15 protein-coding genes and 1 pseudogene are annotated in these 18,441 nt (G+C 68.2%); 9 read left to right on the plus strand and 7 right to left on the minus strand.

Annotation, left to right across the window (positions count from 1 at the left end; translation table 11 throughout):
* Positions 1 to 103 precede the first annotated feature (103 nt).
* Positions 104 to 292 (plus strand): annotated as a pseudogene (locus tag VQ065_RS15920) (nitrilase-related carbon-nitrogen hydrolase); the annotation flags it as partial.
* Positions 293 to 345: 53 nt separating this feature from the next.
* On the opposite strand, the gene VQ065_RS15925 reads toward VQ065_RS15920, so the two are convergent.
* Together VQ065_RS15925 and VQ065_RS15930 are read right to left on the minus strand one after the other, a co-directional pair.
* On the minus strand, positions 346 to 2,013 hold the full coding sequence (locus tag VQ065_RS15925) for a hypothetical protein (protein WP_003088755.1): 1,668 nt from the start codon (positions 2,011 to 2,013) through the stop codon (positions 346 to 348).
* A gap of 176 nt (positions 2,014 to 2,189) precedes the next feature.
* On the minus strand, positions 2,190 to 2,399 hold the full coding sequence (locus VQ065_RS15930; RefSeq protein WP_003088759.1) for a hypothetical protein: 210 nt from the start codon (positions 2,397 to 2,399) through the stop codon (positions 2,190 to 2,192).
* 513 nt (positions 2,400 to 2,912) lie between these two features.
* On the opposite strand from VQ065_RS15930, the gene VQ065_RS15935 reads away from it, so the two are divergent.
* Positions 2,913 to 3,815 (plus strand): LysR family transcriptional regulator, encoded by a 903-nt coding sequence (locus tag VQ065_RS15935; RefSeq protein ID WP_004349593.1) that lies wholly within the window; start codon positions 2,913 to 2,915, stop codon positions 3,813 to 3,815.
* Between the two features lie 36 nt (positions 3,816 to 3,851).
* Here the strand turns inward: VQ065_RS15935 and VQ065_RS15940 are convergent, their stop codons facing one another.
* From VQ065_RS15940 to kynB, 5 genes are all read right to left on the minus strand, one after another.
* Positions 3,852 to 5,756: a 10S-dioxygenase gene (locus VQ065_RS15940; protein ID WP_003088763.1), complete on the minus strand. Its 1,905-nt coding sequence runs from the start codon at positions 5,754 to 5,756 to the stop codon at positions 3,852 to 3,854.
* A gap of 39 nt (positions 5,757 to 5,795) precedes the next feature.
* Positions 5,796 to 7,670 (minus strand): (7S,10S)-hydroperoxide diol synthase, encoded by a 1,875-nt coding sequence (locus VQ065_RS15945; protein ID WP_003088765.1) that lies wholly within the window; start codon positions 7,668 to 7,670, stop codon positions 5,796 to 5,798.
* 285 nt (positions 7,671 to 7,955) lie between these two features.
* Positions 7,956 to 9,362, minus strand: coding sequence for an amino acid permease (locus VQ065_RS15950; protein WP_003088769.1), 1,407 nt, complete (start codon positions 9,360 to 9,362; stop codon positions 7,956 to 7,958).
* Between the two features lie 155 nt (positions 9,363 to 9,517).
* Complete coding sequence (kynU, locus tag VQ065_RS15955; RefSeq protein WP_003088773.1) at positions 9,518 to 10,768, minus strand: kynureninase; 1,251 nt, start codon at positions 10,766 to 10,768, stop codon at positions 9,518 to 9,520.
* Between the two features lie 3 nt (positions 10,769 to 10,771).
* On the minus strand, positions 10,772 to 11,413 hold the full coding sequence (gene kynB / locus VQ065_RS15960; protein WP_003088775.1) for a kynurenine formamidase KynB: 642 nt from the start codon (positions 11,411 to 11,413) through the stop codon (positions 10,772 to 10,774).
* 132 nt (positions 11,414 to 11,545) lie between these two features.
* Between kynB and kynR the strand changes: the two genes are divergently transcribed.
* From kynR to VQ065_RS15995, 7 genes are all read left to right on the plus strand, one after another.
* Positions 11,546 to 12,022 carry a kynurenine pathway transcriptional regulator KynR gene (gene kynR, locus VQ065_RS15965; protein ID WP_003088777.1) on the plus strand — a complete coding sequence of 159 codons (477 nt, stop codon included), beginning with the start codon at positions 11,546 to 11,548 and terminating at the stop codon, positions 12,020 to 12,022.
* 201 nt (positions 12,023 to 12,223) lie between these two features.
* A complete protein-coding gene (locus tag VQ065_RS15970; RefSeq protein ID WP_003088779.1) occupies positions 12,224 to 13,498 on the plus strand; it encodes an aromatic ring-hydroxylating oxygenase subunit alpha in 1,275 nt (424 codons plus the stop codon).
* 87 nt (positions 13,499 to 13,585) lie between these two features.
* Complete coding sequence (gene asnB, locus VQ065_RS15975; RefSeq protein ID WP_003088781.1) at positions 13,586 to 15,418, plus strand: asparagine synthase (glutamine-hydrolyzing); 1,833 nt, start codon at positions 13,586 to 13,588, stop codon at positions 15,416 to 15,418.
* A gap of 27 nt (positions 15,419 to 15,445) precedes the next feature.
* A complete protein-coding gene (locus tag VQ065_RS15980) occupies positions 15,446 to 15,955 on the plus strand; it encodes an aromatic-ring-hydroxylating dioxygenase subunit beta (protein WP_003088783.1) in 510 nt (169 codons plus the stop codon).
* 10 nt (positions 15,956 to 15,965) lie between these two features.
* On the plus strand, positions 15,966 to 16,868 hold the full coding sequence (locus VQ065_RS15985) for an alpha/beta fold hydrolase (protein ID WP_003088786.1): 903 nt from the start codon (positions 15,966 to 15,968) through the stop codon (positions 16,866 to 16,868).
* On the plus strand, positions 16,865 to 17,521 hold the full coding sequence (locus VQ065_RS15990; protein WP_003088789.1) for a hypothetical protein: 657 nt from the start codon (positions 16,865 to 16,867) through the stop codon (positions 17,519 to 17,521). The genes VQ065_RS15985 and VQ065_RS15990 overlap by 4 nt, the downstream gene beginning before the upstream one ends.
* Positions 17,505 to 18,353 carry a class I SAM-dependent methyltransferase gene (locus tag VQ065_RS15995; protein WP_003088792.1) on the plus strand — a complete coding sequence of 283 codons (849 nt, stop codon included), beginning with the start codon at positions 17,505 to 17,507 and terminating at the stop codon, positions 18,351 to 18,353. The genes VQ065_RS15990 and VQ065_RS15995 overlap by 17 nt, the downstream gene beginning before the upstream one ends.
* Positions 18,354 to 18,441: the final 88 nt, after the last annotated feature.

An 18,441-nucleotide genomic window follows, 5' to 3' on the forward strand; every position in this document is an offset into this window, starting at 1 on the left:
TGCGTATGGTTCAGAGAATGCTCAACTGATTATTTGACCTGACTGATTCCCTTCCCGTCTTCGCTTGCCGACACTCCGTCCTTCCCATGGCCTTGTGCCAGGGCCAGCGCCGGTGGTCGCCACCCGCTTCGGGCGAATCGCGGTGATGGTCTGCTACGACCTGGAGTTTCCCGAATGGGTGCGCCTGCCGGCGCTGTCCGGCGCACAACTGCTCTGCGCACCGGTGAACTGGCCGGCGGCACCGCGTCCCGAGGGCGAGCGGCCGGGCGCGGCCGGGCGCGGCTGGGCGAATGAAAAAGGGCGCGGGCCAGTATCGGCGCCGCGCCCTTTTGCCGGAGGAGAACCTTATTCCAGTTCGGCTGCGCTCTCTTCCTGGCGCTTCAACCCGGTATGACTGATGGCGTGCAGAGCGGTATTGAACTGTACGGTCTCGTTGAAACCCTTGACGATCTGCGCCAGCTTCTCGCGGGCGCTTTCCAGCTTCTTGAAGCGCTCGCCGAGTTCCAGGCTGCGCTGCTGGACGCTGGCTTCGCGCTTTTCCAGTTCGGCCTGACGCAGGTTCTGCTGGCTGCGCAACTCTTCGAGGCGTTCCTGTTCGATCTGCAGTACTTCGGCTCGCCGCGCGCTGCTGCGCTCGCGGGCTTCGACGCTTTCCGCGAGTTGTTGCAGGGCCGCGCTGCGCTCGGCCAGGAGACGGTTGCTCTGCTCGGTTTCCCGCTCCAGCGCCTGGCGGTCGTCCTGCAGGCGCTTGTGCCACTGCCGGAGCTGCTTTTCCTTTTCCTGCAATTGCCGCTCCTTCTCGTGCAATTGCGTCTGGAGCGACTCCAGCGACTCCTGCTGCTTGAGCGCTTCCTGCTTCTGCTGGCTCAGTTGCTGGGCCATGCCGGCGAGGTCGGCCAGGGTGCCCTGCACGTCCTGTAGCAGATGCTCGGTATCGTTGCCGATATCGAGCGCGGTATCCGTATCCACGTGGGCTTCATCCTCGGGTTGGCGAATGACGGCGGCGGCCTGGGTGGGCGCCTCTCTGGCGTCGGCCTCGCCCTCGGCGCCGGCCAGGCGTGCGGGCGGCACCCGGAGGCGCAGCGACAGGCTGGGGACCCTGGCCGATACCGGTTCCGGCGCGGGTGCGGAAGCGGCGAGGGGGGAGGGGCTCGGGGGCATGGAGGATTCCTCGGCGGCGTCTGGAGACGGAAGGTTGGCGCTGCCCGTGGCGTCGGCGGCGTGCAGCGCGGGGTGGAGCAGCTGCGCCAGGTCGGCAAGCTCCTCGCGAAGATGACTGGCGTTGTCGACGAAGGCGCCGATGGCCTCGGCATCCGCTACCTTGGCGGACTGCTCCGCATTCGCCGGGAACTCGGCTGGCGCCCGACCCTCGGGCACTGCCGTTTCCGCCTCCGGCCGCAGCTCGGGCTCGACGCAGCCGGCCTCTGTGACGGTTTCGTCTTCCGCCGCCTCGGGCTCGTCGATGGGCTCCGCCGGCCCGTCCGAGGCCTCGTCCGCATCGTCCGCGGCGAGGACATCGGGAGCGGCGTCTTCGAAAAGGGCCTCATGGACGAGCGGCGGGACGTCCGCGCAGGGTTCCTCGCCATCCAGGGCGGGGCCGTAGCCATGGGGGGACTCGAAGGTGACGAGCTTCATCACCCACTCGCGCTCGAGCACCAGGGAGCGGTGTTCTTCCCGCCGCGAGGGGGCGATGGCCGCGTCCTGCAGGTCGATGAGGTGGTAGGCCAGGTCGCTGGTCCGGCGGTTGCCGGTGGTGGCTTCGCGGACGAGCTGGCGGAACACCTGGATGGCCGCCTCGCAGGCCTCGTCGGTGTCGAGGCGGCCCAGGCGGAAGCCGTCGTCGGTCTTGAACAGGGAGGCGATGTAGACGCGCGAATCGTTTTCGTCGACCTGTTCGTTGAGGCTGTAGGCGATGAAGTTGCGGTCGCTGGCGGGAATGGCGAAACCACACAACAAGGCCGCATTCAGTTCCGTCTGCTCGGCAGTTTCCACACTGATGGTTCGAAGAAGCATAAGCCCTGGAGATCCCGTTGGTGCTTGAAAGGTGTAACGGGCGAGGGTACCGGGAGCTATGGGCGAGGTAACTTGGACGAGTCCTATTGCCTTGTAAGAAAAATCTTGAAGATTTTACTGCGCGCCGTTCCCAGGGCACCGCGCAGGCTCGTCCGCTCGTACGGGGGCGGCGCGCTTCAGCGATCCGCCATCAGGACGACGATGGCCTCGGCGACGAAGTCGGCATTGCGCTCCAGGGTCTGCAGGTGGTTCATGACGACATCGTAGGTTTCGCCGCCTTCATGGCGCTTCGCCCAGATCGCCAGCTCCTCCAGGGCCATGCCGAGGGCACTCTGGTTCTGGTTGAGACGGCAGAGCAGGGCGACAGTCAGGTCGTGATCCAGCATGGCGGTACTCCTGATCCTGAAAAACTCAGCGTAGACCCCCTGGCGCTCCGCCGACACGGAAGCGGTTCACGAAAAGACGAAGCGGTTCAGCCGCTGCCGACGAGGTGGCCTGAGTTCGTGGCCGGTGCCCACGGCGCAGTGCTTGCGACGGTCCCTGGCAGCTTCGGACCGACCTGGCAAGGGGACCTATCCGAACGGCGAGGGTGGCCCGCGGTGGTGGCGCGCCGCATGGCCAGTTCCCCATGCCGCCTGGCTATACTGGCGGCGCGGGAACAAGACGCCGTCCATGAAGAGCGTCCCGGACCCGAACGTCGCGCTTCCTGTCATCTCCGCTACCTATCTTTCGTTCTTCTGCCGCGAAACGGCTTTCGGAAGCAGGCTGCCGGCGGTCGTTCGTCGCGCCGTCCCGGGGTTTCCCTGCCCGTGCCGATCCGACCCGTGTTGCCAGCGAGGGGTATGTACGCAATGTCCGTGACCGATGCCAGTTTCCCAATCATCAACTGGTCGAAGGCGATGCCTTCGTTGCGCCAGCTGATGTATTTCGCCTGTGTCGCCGAGTACGGCAGCATCGGCCAGGCCGCCGAGGTGCTGCACGTTTCGCAGCCGTCGCTGTCGCGGCAGATCCAGGCGCTCGAAGTGCACATCGGCGAGGCGCTGTTCGTCCGCGGTCCGGCCGGGGTGAGCCTGACCGAGGTGGGCAGGGTGGTGCATTGCCGCGCGGTGAAGATCATCGCCGAGGCCAAGGCGCTGACCCGCGACATCGGCGACGGCGACGACCGCCAGTTGCACATCGGTTTCAGTCGCTACCTCGATCCCGGCTGGTCCGGCGAGCTGGCCCGGCAACTGAAGGAAGCGCGGGTGTGCAGCGCCGTTTCGCCATCCTGGGCGCCATCGCTGGACCTGCTCAGCCTGGTCCGCGAGTCGTCCCTGGACGCGGCGATCATCGGCGCGCCGCCGAAGGTGGTGCGTGAATACGAGCTGATGGAGATCGGCAGCTACGAGCACGTCATCGCCCTGTCGGAAACCCTGCACCGGCGACTGGCGCCCGACTGGTCGCTGAACGACCTGGTCGGCGAGCCGCTGCTGGTACCGAAGGACTCGCTGTTTCCCGCCTACAGCCAGTTCATGAACGATGCGATGGATGCCGCCGCCTTCGCGCCCCGGCGCAGCGTGCGGCCGAACGACCTGAGCATTCTCCTGGCCCAGGTCGCCAGCGGCGACGGCTTCGCCTTCCTGCCGTTGTCGCTGACCAAGTTCGCCTATCCGGGGGTGGCCTTCACCGCTCTGCCGGCGGCGGTCAACGAAGGCTTCCGCCTGCCGGTGGGGCTGGCGGTGTCGCCGACTTCGCGGCTTCGCGCCAGCGACACCCAGTTCGAATGCTTCGTCGAGACCGCGCGGCGGGTCGCCGCCGGTTGAGGGACGCGGCCGGGAGCGCCGGCCGCGCGAGGGGCTTCAGAGGGTCTTCATGTACTCGACCAGGGCGCGGCGCTGCTGCTCGTTGAACTGCGCGTTGCCGTAGTCGTGGCCGCCATTGGCGTTGCCCGGCTTGCCGCTGTCGAAGAGGAAGCGGTTGGCGCCGCCGGCATCGGTGATGTAGCCGACGTTGACCGGGTCGAACTCGACGCTGCCGGTGTAGAAGGTCCGTGGCCGCAGGTCCGGCGGCAGCAGCAGGTCGTAGAGGGTCGCCACCGAGCCGTTGTGCAGGTAGGGCGGGCTGGCCCAGATACCGTTCAGTGGGCGCGCCTTGTAGGCCATCAGGTCGCTGGTCATCGCCAGGCACTGCTCCAGGCGCCGGGCCTTGTCGCTGTCGGCCGCGACGTTTTCGGCCAGGAGCAGGGCGCCTGGCGCGTTCGCAGCGGGCGCTTCGGCGCTGGCGGCATCGGGACTGTCCGGAACCGGACTGATCAGCGGCGGTAACTGCCCGTCGAAGATGCCCAGGGCGGCGGTCTGGAAGGCACCCAGGGCGACGCTCAGGCCGCGCGCGGCCAGGGCCTGGACCACCACTTCCTGGAGCACGTCCACCGCATAGGCCTGCTTGCCGTAGAAACCGCGCTGGCCGGTGCCGACGAAGGACAGGTAGGGCTTGCCGCGCACGTAGCCGGTCTTCAGCTGGGCGATGCTGTTGCAGGCGGTCCACGGGTCGGTGCCGATCGGCGCGACCTCGCCGCGCGCCTGCAGGTGGGTGAGCACGGTCTTCACCGGGGTCCGCAGGTCGTTGCGGTCCAGCGGCGTGTGGCAGCTGGAGCAATGTTGCCGGTACAGCTCGCGGCCCTCGGCGACCCTGGTCGGCTCCGGGGCGCCGAACAGCTGGTTCGGCCAGGCCGGCGGCTTCAGTTGGCCGAGCTGGTCTTCGATGCGGATCAGGTTGTCGACGTTGATGCTCGACGGGTAGCCGATGTGCAGCGCCGACTGGATCGGGCTGAGCACCTTGACGTCGGCGAATACCCCGACCGCCTCGCCGGCGTTGCGCGCCAGGGCGCCGACGTCGAACTTGCGGTTGTCGATGTCGACCACGTTGATGTGGTTCGGGTTGAAACCGGTCCACTGCACGCGGTCCAGCTGCGGTACGTTCCACAGGAACGGATAGCTCACGGGGGCGTCCTCGGCGCCGTAGATCTGCTGGTCGGCGTGCAGTTCGTAGCCCACCGAGTTGAAGATCGAACCGATGGCGTCCAGGCGGCCCGGGCCGAACTCGGGATCGTGCGGCAGGTTGAAGTGCGAGCCGTCGCGCAGGCGCACGATGGTGGCGTCCAGGGCTGCTTGCAGGCGCGCCTTGTTGGCGTCGTTGTAGCCGCTGACCAGGCCGTCGGCGCCGAGCACCTTGCGGGCGAAGCGCTCGAACTTGGCGGTGTCGGCGCGGGTGCTCTGCAGGGCGCCGAGGATCTCCAGCTGGAAGCCGGCGAGGTCGCCCATGGTCTGCCCGCCGTAGACGGTCAACTGGGTGCCCTGATAGCTGATGTGCGAGGTGTGGCACATGCTGCAGGTCGGCCCGACCCAGGGTTCCCTGGAGCCCTGCAGGGCTTTCCAGCGCAGCTTGGTGAAGGTCAGGTCGCTGTCGTCGCTGCGGTCGACCGCGTAGCCCTGCACCACCTTCACGCTGGAACCGCCGAGGGTGTGCGGGACATAGCCGTACTGGCGGATCAGCGCGTCGGACATCAGCGGTTCTTCGCTGGCGCGCTGCTCCAGCGCCACCAGCCAGGCCAGCGGCAGCATCCGCGAGCCCTGGCCGGCTTCCAGCCAGGCGGTCTTCTGGGTCTGGTTCCAGCCCTGGTCGAGGTCGACGCCGCTGTCGTCGGCGAATGCCGGGGCACCGGCGAGGACGGAAAGGATGGCAAGGCTGAGTCGCGATAGGGTCATCGGGCGGTTCTCTCTATTGGGCATGTGGGCGGGGCCGGCTCACAGGGTCTTGAGGTATTCGAGCAGCGCCAGGCGCTGGCTTTCGTCGTACTCGCGGGCGAAGTCGTGGCCGGCGTTGGAGTTGCCTTCCAGGTGGGTGTCGAAGAGGAAGGCGTTGTCCGGGCCGGGCCCGGTGAGGTAGCCGACCCGGCTCGGATCGAACTCGTGGCTGCCCGTGTAGAAGGTGGTCGGCCGTTGCTCCTGGGGCAGCAGCAGGTCGTACAGCGACGGCACCGAACCGTTGTGCAGGTAGGGCGCAGTGGCCCAGATGCCGTTCAGCGGGCGAGCGATGTAGCCGAGGAACGGATGCTCGGTGTTCAGGCAGTAGTCCTTGCGCGCACTCTTGTCGGCGGGGACTTCGCCGGCGGCGAGGCTCGGCGCCTGGCTGCCGGCCGGGTCGCCGCCGGCCAGCAGCAGTTGCCCGGTGGGAAGCGCTTGCAGGCTGTCGGAGCCGGGCAGGGTCTGCTGCCCGGTGACGATGGCGTGGATGATCTCGGCGATGCCGTCGGCCAGCTGGCCTTTCTTGCCGAGCATGATCTGGAACACCTCGGGGACCTGCATGTCGGCGATCTTCGAAGTCCGCCCGACGATGCCGACGCCGCTGGGGGTGCCGAGGGACGGTCGGAACAGGCCGAAGTAGTTGCCGCTGGGGCTGCTGAAGGTGAAGGTGTTGCAGGCCATCCACGGGTCGGTGCCGATCGGCGCGTCGTCGCCATGGGCCTTCAGGCGCACCTGGCGGACCTTGATCGGGGTTTGCAGGTCGTCGCGGCCGATGCTCGCATGGCAGGCCGCGCAGTTCTCCTCGTAGAGGCGCTTGCCCTGGGCCAGCCTGGCGCTGTCCGGGGCGCCGAACAGCTGGCTCGGCCAGGCCGGCGCCTTGAGCTTGTGGATCAGGCCCTCGACACGGGTCAGGTTGTCCACGCGGATGCTCGAGATGTAGCCCTCCAGGCCGGACAGCGGATGGCTGACCACGTCGCCGTAGTCGCCCTGGACCACGCCGATGTCGCCGGCCAGGTAGCCGAGGTCGAAGACCTGGCCGTTGAGGTCGAGGACCTTGACGTTGGGCACGAATCCGCTGGATTGCAGCTTGTCCATCTGCAACGTGTGCCACAGTGCCGGGAAGCTGGTCGGCGCGTCGGTCGGGTTCGCTTGCAGGTGACGGGCGCCAGAGTTGATCGCCGCGCGGTTGAGTGACTGGCCGGTGGCGTCGAGGCGCCCCGGGCCGGGTTGCAGGTCGGTGGCGGACATGCTCAGCAGGGTGTCGATCAGCGCCGCGCGCTTGGCCAGGGCGGCCTTCAGCAGGTCGCGGTTGGCCGGGCTGTCCTCGCTGCCGAGGACGTTGCCGGCGAAGCGCGCGAACTTGTCGCCGTCGTCGCTGGTGCGGCGCAGCGCGGCGAGCACTTCGTCGAAGATCGCCTGGACGTTGGCCAAGGTGGCGCCGGCGTCGACGGTCAGTTCGCTGCCGCGGTAACTGATGTCGGTGGAGTGGCAGCCGGCGCAATTCAGCCCGACCCAGGGTTCGCTGGACGACTGGCGGGCTTTCCAGCGCAGGCGGGTGTCGGAGAACTGGCTGTCGTCCTGCTGGTCGAGGGCGAAGCCGCGCGGCAGGCGCAGTTCGCCGCCTTGCCAGTTGCGCAGGGGAAAGCCGAGGCGCCGGGCGTTGTCTTCGGAGAACAGGCGCTCCTCGCTGTCCGGACGCTCCAGCGCCTGGGCCCAGGCCAGCGGCAGCAGCCGCGAACCGAGCGAGGCGTCGTACCAGGAGGCGCGTTGCTCGGCGTTCCAGCCTTGCTCGAGCTGGATTTCGGTGGCGACGGCAGGGCTGCCGGCGCTGGCCAGCGCGGCGGCCAGCAGGATCCGCGAAAAGGTCGGATGCATCGTGTTCCCCTCATGGCTGACGACGTCTGCGTCCCCACAGGGCAGAGCGATGCAGTGCGCTCGATGGCTGGGCGTGCCGCCACTTCGTCCCTGACGGGAGCGCGCCGGCCGCGGCGCGCCGCGGGCCGGAACGTCCGGTTGGGCACTACGCTACGGAGTCGCGGCGGCCGGCGGGTAATGCTTTTTGTGCGACGGAAAAGGTATGGGAAACGGAACCGCCCGGTCCGGAAAGGGCGCGCCGGTCGGAGTTTGCCGTGCGCGCCAGGTTCGCAGGGCGGAGAGCGCCTAGGGCGTTGCCCGTTCTATTGGACAATCCCTGCCGGGCTTGCGGACGAAGACCAGGTAGAGTGCGCTGAGCAGCGCGAGGAACGGCACGCCGAAGACCAGGGTCATGCGGAACGCCTCGGTGAAGAAGGTGGTGACCAGGATCGCCGCCATCAGCGCCAGGCCGAGCAATGTCGACCAGGGCGCCAGGCGCATGCGGAAGGCCAGCGGCGCGCCGCCGTGGCGGGCGCGGTGGCGGCGGAAGCAGAGGTGGGTGAAGAAGATCATCAGCCAGGTGAAGAGGGCGCCGAACATCGACACCGCCATCATCAGGGTGAAGGACTGCTCGGGGTAGACCAGGTTGAGCAGGGTCGCCAGGGCGATACCGACGCTCGACAGCAGCAGCGCGTTCAGCGGCACGCCCTGGCGGCTCAGTTCGCCGAGGCCCTTCGGCGCGTGGCCCGCGCGCGACAGGCTGAACATCATCCGGGTGGTGATGTAGAGCTGGCTGTTCATCGCCGACAACGCGGCCACCAGCACCACGAAGTTCATCACGCCGGTCGCGCCGGGCAGGCCGATCGCCTGCATCACCGTGACGAACGGGCTCTGGCTCTGCCCGGCCTGGTCCCAGGGGACGATGGCGAGCATCAGCGCCAGGGTCAGCAGGTAGAACACCACCAGGCGCACGATGGTCGAGCGGAACGCCGACTTCACCGCCTGTTCCGGATGCTCGGCCTCGGCGGCGGCGACCGCGATCATCTCCACGCTGAGATAGCTGAAGATCGACACCACCACGGCGATCCACATGCCTTTCAGGCCGTGCGGGAAGAAGCCGCCGTGGGCGCTGTAGTTGTGCACGCCGTAGGCCGGGTTGGCGGAGCCGAACACCAGGTAGGCGCCGAGCAGGATGAAGGCGACGATGGCGGCGATCTTCAGTGTCGAGAAGCAGTATTCGAAGTTGCCGAAGGCTTTCACGCTGCTGGCGTTCAGGCCGATCAGCAGGGTCGAGAAGGAGATGATCCAGACCCATTCCGGGATACCGGCGAACCAGTACTTCATGTACATGGCCACCGCCGTGACCTCGGTGCCCACCGCCAGGACGATGGCCGCCCAATAGGCGTAGCGCACCAGGAACCCGGCCAGCGGGCCGACGTAGTGCTCGGCGAAGGCGCCGAACGAGCCGGGGGTGGCATGGGCCACGGTCATTTCCGCCAGGCAGCCCATCAGCAGCAGGGTGATCAGCGCGCCGATGGCATAGCTGAGCAGGACGCTGGGGCCGGCGAAACCGATGGCGAAGGCGCTGCCCATGAACAGGCCGGTGCCGATGGCGCCGCCGATGGCGATCATGCTCATCTGCGCGGCCGAGAGCCGCCGTTGCAGGCCCTGTTCGCGGCGCGAGATGGCCTCGAAGCCCTGGGGGTCGTTCATCTGGATGTCCTCTGGAATCTTATTGGGGTTCTTATGAATTGCCGAGGGAACGTCGGTGGCGATGTGCGGGTGCCGGTCGCGGGCTCCTGTGCGCGAGAGCGGTGGGTGTTCGTGGGCCGCCCCGGGAATACCGGCGCGGCCCGCGCGAGCGGGGCTCAGGTCACCTTGTGCCGGACCTGGTAACGCGGCTCTTTCCAGGCTTCGCTCTGGAGGATTTCCAGCAACGCCTGCACCGCATCCCAGACCTCGACGAAGCGGGTGTACAGCGGGGTGAAGCCGAAGCGCAGGATGCCCGGCTCGCGGTAGTCGCCGATTACCCCGCGGTCGATCAGGGCCTGGACGATGGCGTAGCCCTGGGCATGCTCGAAGCTGACATGGCTGCCGCGCCGGGCATGCTCGCGCGGGGTCACCAGGGTCAGGCCGAAGCGTTCGCAACGGCTTTCCACCAATTCGATGAACAGATCGGCGAGGGCCAGCGACTTGTCGCGCAGGCGCTGCATGTCGGTCCGGGCGAAGATATCCAGGCCGCATTCGACCAGGGCCAGCGAGGTGATCGGCTGGGTGCCGCAGAGGAACCGGGTGATGCCTTCGCCGGGCTGGTAGCGCGGCTCCATGGCGAACTGGCGAGAATGACCGAACCAGCCGGACAGCGGTTGCCAGACACGCTCGCGCAGGCGCGGCGCGACCCACACGTAGGCCGGCGAGCCGGGGCCGCCGTTGAGGTACTTGTAGGTGCAGCCGATGGCGTAGTCGGCCTCGGCCGCGTGCAGGTCCAGCGGCAGCGCGCCAGCCGAGTGGGCCAGGTCCCAGATCGCCAGGGCGCCGTTTTCGTGGACCAGGCGGGTGACCTCGCGCATGTCGTGCAGGTAGCCGGTCTTGTAGTTGACATGGCTGAGCATCACCACCGCGGTATCCGCGTCGATCGCCGCCGGCAGTTGCTCCGGGCCATCCACCAGGCGCAACCGGTAGCCGCGCTGGAGCATGTCGGTAAGGCCCTCGGCGATGTACAGGTCGGTGGGGAAGTTGCTCGATTCGGAAACGATCACCTTGCGCCCTGGCGCTTCTTCCTCCTGGATCCGCAGGGCGGCGCTGAGCACCTTGAACAGGTTGATCGAGGTGGTGTCGGTGATCACCACTTCGCCAGCGCGCGCGCCGATCAGGGGCGCCAGCTTGTCGCCGAGGCGCTCCGGCAGGCCGCGCCAGTCGGCGCTGTTCCAGCTGCGGATGAGGCCCTCGCCCCATTCCGCGGCGACCACTTCGGCGGCGCGCTCCACGGCGGCCCGGGGGCGGGCGCCGAGGGAGTTGCCGTCGAGGTAGATCACGCCGTCGGGCAGGGCGAACAGTTGGCGCAGGTCGGCCAGGGGATCGCCGGCGTCGAGCGCCAGGCAGTCGTCACGAGTGGTCATCGGTTACTCCGCGGTAGGCAGGGCGCGCAGCACGGCACGCACCGGGCTGGCATCGAGGTGGGTGAATTTCAGCGGCAGGGCGAGCAGTTCGTAGTCGCCGGCGGGCACGTCGTCGAGGACCACGCCTTCGAGGATCGCCATGCCGTGGCGGCCCACCGCGTGGTGGGCGTCGAGGGTCTTGGAGTGCTGGGGGTCGAGCGACGGGGTGTCGATGCCGACCAGCCTGACGCCGCGCTCGGCGAGGCACTCGATGGTGGCCGGAGCGATAGCGCAGAAGCCTTCCGGCCAGTTCGCCGGGACCCGTTCGAAGGTCCGCAGCAGCACCCGCGAGGGCAGGTCGTCGAGCTGGCCGGCGAGGTGTTCGGGGGTCACCAGCGGGTTAGCGCCGATACAGTGGATCACCCGGCACGGTCCCATGTAGACGTCCAGCGGCACCTGGCCGATGGGCAGGCCGTCGGCGCGGTAGTGCAGGGGGCCGTCGACGTGGGCGCCGGTATGCGGCGAAAGGGTGATCCGGCCGACGTTGACCGGGCACTGCTCGTCCAGCCGCGCCGCCCATTCCTGCTGGAACGGCGTGTCGCCGGGCCAGGTCGGCGTGTTCGGGTCGAGGGCGGGACTGATGTCCCAGTAGCGGAGCGAAGTCATTGTTTTTCTCCGGAAATCCAGCGAATGATAATGAACGAGATTTCGGAGAATTTTCGTGCGAAATGCAAGGTCGTATGGCAATCTATTCGCACAAAATTCGAAGATAGCTATTCATTCTGATAGGAACTGCACATGTCCCTGGACGCCATCGATCTGCGCATTCTCCGTCACCTGCAGCAGGACGGGCGGATGAGCAACCAGGACCTGGCGGAGAAGGTCTCCCTCTCGCCATCCGCCTGCCTGCGCCGGCTGCGCCTGCTGGAAAGCGAGGGGATCATCCGCGGCTACTCGGTGGAACTGGATGCCGAGCGACTGGGCGTGGAGCTGGAAGCCATCGTCCATGTGTCGCTGCGCCAGGACGTCGAGGGTTGGCACGAGGCGTTCATCGCCAGGGTCCGGGACTGGCCGGAGGTGGTCACCGCCTATGTGGTGACCGGCGCCACCAACTATGTGCTACGGGTCCGGGCGCGCAACCTCAAGCACTATTCGGACTTCATCGTGAACAAGCTGAACCGCGCCGCCGGCGTCACCGACATCCGCTCGGAAATCGTCCTGCAGGAGATCAAGGCCGGTGCCGACCTGCTCGACCTGGTGAACCTGAAGAGTTGAACGGGGCGACCCCTCATAAAAGCATGAGTGCAATGAGAGGGACGAATTTTCAGTCGCCGAGGGAAATAATTATTTTGTCTTTTTTCATGGGGTTACGAGTTATTAGCTAATGAATAAATAGTCTGCCGGAATTGATTTTCCCCGTGCTAGGTTTCCTCCGTCCCCGTTGCCGGGTTGTCAACGTTACACGGAGGTTAGGCGGTGAGTGAATATATCGAGACCGACGACGCAAGTTACTTCCGGGTCAGGCGCCAGGCCTATGTTTCCGCGGAACTGCACCGGCGCGAACTGCACGAGATATTCGACGACAGCTGGCTGTATGCCGCCCACCTCAGCGAGCTGCGCGAGCCCGGCGACTTCATCACCCGCGACGTCGGCGGGCGCAACCTGATCATCCAGCGTCGCGTCGATGGCGAGCCGGCGGTCTACCTGAACGCCTGCGCGCACCGTGGGGCCAAGGTCTGCGCCGAGCGCCAGGGCAACAGCCAGCGTTTCACCTGTCCCTACCATGGCTGGACCTACGACAGCCACGGCAGCCTGATCGGCCTGCCGGACAAGGCCGCCTACCAGCACGCCGGGCAATGCCATCCGGAGCTTTCCCTGACACGGGTGAAACACGCGGTCTACCGCAACTTCCTGTTCATCCACTACGGCGCCCGGCAAGCGTCCCTGGAAACCTACCTGGGCCAGGCGAAGGACTACATCGACCTGATCTGCGACCAGTCCGAGGCGGAACTGGAGATCATTCCCGGCGGCTTCGAGCATTCGATCAAGGCCAACTGGAAGCTGCTCGCGGAAAACGGCGTGGACGCCTACCACCTGCCGTTCGCCCACAAGCGCTACCTGGAATACCTGAATAGCCTCGGCACCGATCCGGAGTCGCACAAGCGCCACGGTCGCGGCGAGGCGCTGGGCAACGGCCATGCGCTGATCATCAGCGGCCCGCCGTCCACCGGACGGCCGATCGCCTACTGGAGCCCGCTGTTCCCGGAAGCGCTCAAGCCGTCCATCGCCGCCAAGTTCGAACGCCTGGTGGAACGCTTCGGGCAGGCGCGGGCAGAGGACATCGCCCACACCAACAAAAGCCTGTTCATCTTTCCCAACCTGGTGATCAACGACATCCTCGGCCTGAACATCCGCTCGTTCTTCCCGACCGCCGCCGATGAGGTCAGCGTCACCGTATGGGGCGCCGGCTTCGCCGATGAGACGCGCGAGGAGCGGGCGGCGCGGATCAATGGGTTGATCTCGTTCATCGGCCCGGGCGGTTTCGGCACCCCCGACGACGTCGAGATCCTCGAATCCTGTCAGCGCGCCTACGCCCACGCCGCCCTCGGCTACAGCGATTTCTCCCGCGGCATGGGACCGGCAACCCGCCGCCACGTCGACGAGGAACAGAACCGCGGCTTCTGGCGCGAATGGAGCCGCCGGCTCGGGCAGCAGCCCGCCGCCCTGCGGCGTCTCGCCGTGGCCGTCTGAGCCGTCTTCAACCATCGCTCCCTGCAGATCCCTGCGCGCCGCCCTGGCTACGCGGGGAATAAAGGGTCACTGCAAGGAACGTCATCCATGTGTGGAATCACCGGCTGGACCGACTGGAGCCGCGACCTCGGCGAGCAGCGCAGCATCCTTGAACGCATGACCCGTACCCTGGCCCCGCGCGGGCCGGACGCCGAAGGCCTGTGGCTGTCGCGGCACGCGCTGCTCGGCCATCGGCGCCTGGCGATCATCGACCTGGAGAACGGCGCCCAACCGATGCTTGCCGAGGCGGGCGGGCGGGTGGCGCTGACCTACAGCGGCGAGGTCTACAACTTCCGCGAGCTGCGCGCCGAGCTGGAGACGCTGGGCCAGGTCTTCCGTACCCGCTCGGACACCGAGGTGGTGCTGCGCGCCTATCTGCAATGGGGCGAGGCTTCCTTCGCCCGGCTCCGCGGCATCTACGGCTTCGCCCTGTGGGACGAGCGCGAGCAGAGCCTGTGGCTGGTGCGCGATCGCTTCGGGGTCAAGCCGCTGTACTACTACCCGACCGCCGGAGGCGTGCTGTTCGCCTCGGAACCCAAGGCGATCTTCGCCAACCCCGAGGCCAACCCGGTGCTCGACGCCAGCGGCATCGCCGAGCTGTTCGCCCTGACCACCGCGCCGACTCCCGGCCACGGCCTGTACAAGGGCCTGCGCCAGGTCCGGCCGGGCCAGGCGCTGCGCTTCGACCGCAATGGTGTGCGCGAGCTGGTCTACTGGGCGCTGCGCGCGGAACGTCACGAAGAGGGCGCCGAGGACAGCGCCGAACGCGCCGGCCAGTTGCTCCGCGAGGCAGTGGCCGAGCAACTGGTGGCTGACGTCCCGCTGGGCAGCCTGCTTTCCGGCGGGCTCGACTCCAGCGCCATCAGCGCCTTCGCGGTGGCCGCGCTGGATGGCGACGCGCGGCGCCTGCCGACCTTCTCCGTGGACTTCCCCGGCGAAGGCCGCGGCTTCGTCCCGACGCCCTGGCAAAGCAGCTGGGACGAACCCTATGCGCAGCTGGCGGCGAACTTCCTCGGTACGCCGCACCGTACCGTGCTGGTCGCCCCGGAAGAGGTGCTGGAACAGGACGAGGCGGTGCTCCAGGCCCGCGACCTGCCCGGCTGGGGCGAGCTGGACGCCTCGCTCTACCTGCTGTTCCGCCAGGTCCGCGAGCACACCACGGTGGCACTGTCGGGCGAGTCGGCCGACGAGGTGTTCGGCGGCTACCCGTTCTTCCACGACCCGGGCGCCCTCGCACACGACGGCTTCCCCTGGCTGGCCGGCAAGAGCGGGCCCTGGCAACTGCTGCGGCGGGAGGTCGCCGAACGGGTGGCGGCGCCGGAATACATCCGGGCGCGCTACCGCGAGGCCCTCGCCGAAGTGCCGCGACTGGATGGCGAGGATGCCGCCCAGCGGCGCCAGCGCGAGGTCGCCTACCTGGCGCTGAGCCGCTGGCTGCCGGCGATGCTCGAACGCAAGGACCGGATGAGCATGGCGGTCGGCCTGGAAGTGCGCGTGCCGTTCTGCGACCACCGCCTGGTGGAGTACGTATGGAACCTGCCCTGGGCGCTGAAGAGCGTCGCCGGGGAAAGCAAGAGCCTGTTGCGCCGGGCCCTGCGCGGGCACCTGCCGCAGGCGATCCTGGAGCGGCGCAAGAGCGGTTTCCCGGCCAACCCCGACCCACGTTACCTGGCGCTGCTGCGCGAGCGGGTCGGCCGCCTGCTCGACGACGGCCGCTCGCCGCTGTTCGAACTGGTGGACGCCGGGCGGGTCCGCCAGGCTCTCGAACAGGGCACGCCGCTGCCCAGCCCGCGTGCCTCGGCGAGCCCGACCGCCGGCCTGGCCTACCTGCTGAACCTGGACCGCTGGCTGACCCGCCATGGGGTCGACATCAGCCTCTGAGCGGCACTTTCTTCCCGGAGGATATTCATGAGCCTTGCCTTGTCCCGTCCCGACAGCGACCTGCTGGCGCGGGTCAGCGATTTCCTCGTCGCCGAAGCCGAACTGCTCGACGACCGCCTGCTGGATACCTGGTTCGCGCTGTTCGAGCGCGCCGCACGCTACCGGGTGCTGCCCTTGCAGGAGCAACTGGCCGGCCAGGCGCCGGAGGACAGCCTGTACATCATCGACGACGACCACGTGCGCCTGCGCGAGCGGGTCGACAGCATCCTCGGCGGGCATACCTGGATGGAGCAGCCGCGCTCGCGCACCCGCCGCCTGGTGGGCAACGTGCGGCTGAAGCGGGTCGAGGGCGAACTGGTCAGCAGCCGCAGCAACTTCGTCGTCCATCAGTTCCGCAACCGCGAGGCCTGGAACTTCGTCGGCGAAGCCAGCCATGTCCTGCGCGACGGTCCCGAGGGCTTGCGCATCGTCTCGCGGGAGATCCGCCTGGACCACGAGACCATCAGCGCCCAGCGGCGCATCAGCATCATCCTGTGAGGCGCCGCCCATGAGCACCGATCCGTTGCTGCCCGGCTTCGACTACCTGACCCTGCACACCTCCGCCGCGCGCCTCCGCGTCGCCGTGAAGGGCAGCGGCCCGCCGCTGCTGCTGTTGCATGGCTATCCGCAGACCCACCTGGCCTGGCACCGCATCGCTCCGCGCCTGGCCGAGGACTACAGCGTGGTCCTCGCCGACCTGCGCGGCTATGGCGAATCGCGGGCGCTGGACGAGGAGGGCGCCGACTATTCCAAGGCCGCGCTGGCCCGCGACCAACTGGAAACGATGGGCCAGCTCGGCTTCGAACGCTTCGCGGTGATCGGCCACGATCGCGGCGCGCGGGTCGGCTATCGCCTGGCGCTGGACCATCCGCAGGCGGTCGCGGCCTTCGTCTCGCTGACCGTGGTGCCGATCCTCGACAACTGGGCGGCGGTGAACAAGGCCTTCGCCCTCAACGCCTACCACTGGTTCCTCCTCGCCCAGCCGTACGACCTGCCGGAGCGCCTGATCGGCGCCGATCCGGAGCACTTCCTCGACTACACCCTGCGACGCATGGCCCAGGGCCGCGACATCTACCACCCGCAGGCGCTGGCAAGCTACCGCCGGGCGTTCCGCGACCCCGCCGTGCGCCATGCGATGTGCGAGGACTACCGGGCCGCGGTGGGCGTCGATGCCGACGCCGACCAGGCCGATCGCGACGCCGGCCGGCGCCTGCAATGCCCGGTCCAGGTGCTCTGGCAGGAACGCCCCTACGCCGCCGGGCAGCATCCGCTGGAAATCTGGAAGACCTGGGCCGGGCAGGTCGAGGGCGCCGCCATCGGCGCCAGCCACATGCTCCCCGAAGACGCCCCGGACGCGGTGCTGGAGCACCTGCTGGGGTTTCTCGCCAGCCACCGGGAGGCGCTCCGATGAGCGCCGTCGAACGCGATCCGGCGGCGCAGGCGACGCTCTGGCGACAGCGGGTGTTCGAGGTGCACGCGGCGATGTCCGCCTACCTCGCCGAGCGCCATCGGCGTGAAGACCTGGGGGACTGGGTGGCGACCAGCGCGCGGATATTCGCCGATCTGCCGGCGACCGACGACCTGCGCGCCGAAGCCTGGCAGGCGGTGTTCTTCCGCGCCCAGGCGCTGATCGAACAGTTCATCGTCGCGCGCCCGGCGGATTACCGGCTCGACGACTGGGCGCGCGCCACCGCGCGGATCTATCGCGCGCTGGAACCGGCGGGACGGGGCGATCCGGCCAGCGCCGCCGACCGCCTGGCACGCCAGGCCGCGCTCTACGGTTCGCGTTTCGAGGTGCAGGCCGAGGCTGACGGGCGCGCGGTATTCCACAACCGTCACTGCGCGATCTGGGACTACCGCGAGCGCGCCCGCGCCCGAGGCGTGCCGATCACCCTGGAGTCGGCCTGCACCTATTGCACCAAGCTGCTGTCGGCGTTCGTCGCCGCCAGCGATTGCCGCGCCGACTGGCGGCTCTACGAAGAGCCGCAAGGCCACGGCTGCGTATGGACCATCACGGCGGACAGCCTCAACCAAGGAGCAGGCGTACATGAACGCGATCATTGAACAGGCGCGCAGCCTGGACGGCTACCAGGATTCCAGCGAACTGCTGCAACGTCGCGACCAGGACTGGGTGCTCGACCGCGCCGGCATCGAGCCGCGCAGCCTGCTCGATCTCGGCTGCGGCATCGGCTCGCTGCTGCTCGGCGGCGCCCGGCGCTGGCCCGGCCTGCAACGGTTGTGGGGCATCGAGCGTTCGCCGCTGCGCCTGGAGCAGGCGCGCGCGCAGTTGCGCGGGGCTGGCGTCGAGGCGCGTCTGCTGGAGGGCGACCTGCTCGACCTGCCGCCGCTGGCGGAACGCTTCGAGCTGATCAGCATGACCGCCGTGCTGCACTGGCTGTATCCCGACGAAGAGCGGCTGTTCCGGTGGGTCGCGCGGCACCTTGAGGCGCAGGGGGTATTCCTGTTCACCTCGCACCATCCGTTCGCCGAGGATGGCCTCGGCGGCGAGGACGACCTGGTCGCCCAGGCCCTGGTCGAGATGGGCCTGGCTGCGCCGGAACGGGTGGCGGCGCTCTACGCGGAAGCCGGGCTGCTGCCGATGGGCACCCGCACCCGTGGCCGGGAGGCGTTGCGCGAACGCGTCGAACGGCACTTCCGGGTCGACTCCATCGTCTCCCGCCCGGCGGCCCTGCGCGTCGCCGACTCCGCCGAGTACCAGCGTTTCCACGCCGCCACCTTCGGCACCTATTTCGCACCGCTGGTGCCGGCGACGCGCCTGGAGGAATTCTTCGTCCGCCTCGGGCGGATCGCCGAGCGGCGCATGCAGGCCGACGGACAGGTCAGCGAAATCCCGGTCAGCGTCTGGCGCTGCCGGGCGCGGGAGGGCGAGGCATAACCTTATGCGCAATCGGTCTGCCGCGCGGCTGAAAATCGGTACGGGCAATTGCACTCGGTGGCATCCGCAACCGCTCAAGGATGAACCG

Origin of the sequence: Pseudomonas sp. KBN10P06128 (assembly GCF_037574945.1) — a bacterium.
Lineage (GTDB): Bacteria > Pseudomonadota > Gammaproteobacteria > Pseudomonadales > Pseudomonadaceae > Pseudomonas > Pseudomonas aeruginosa.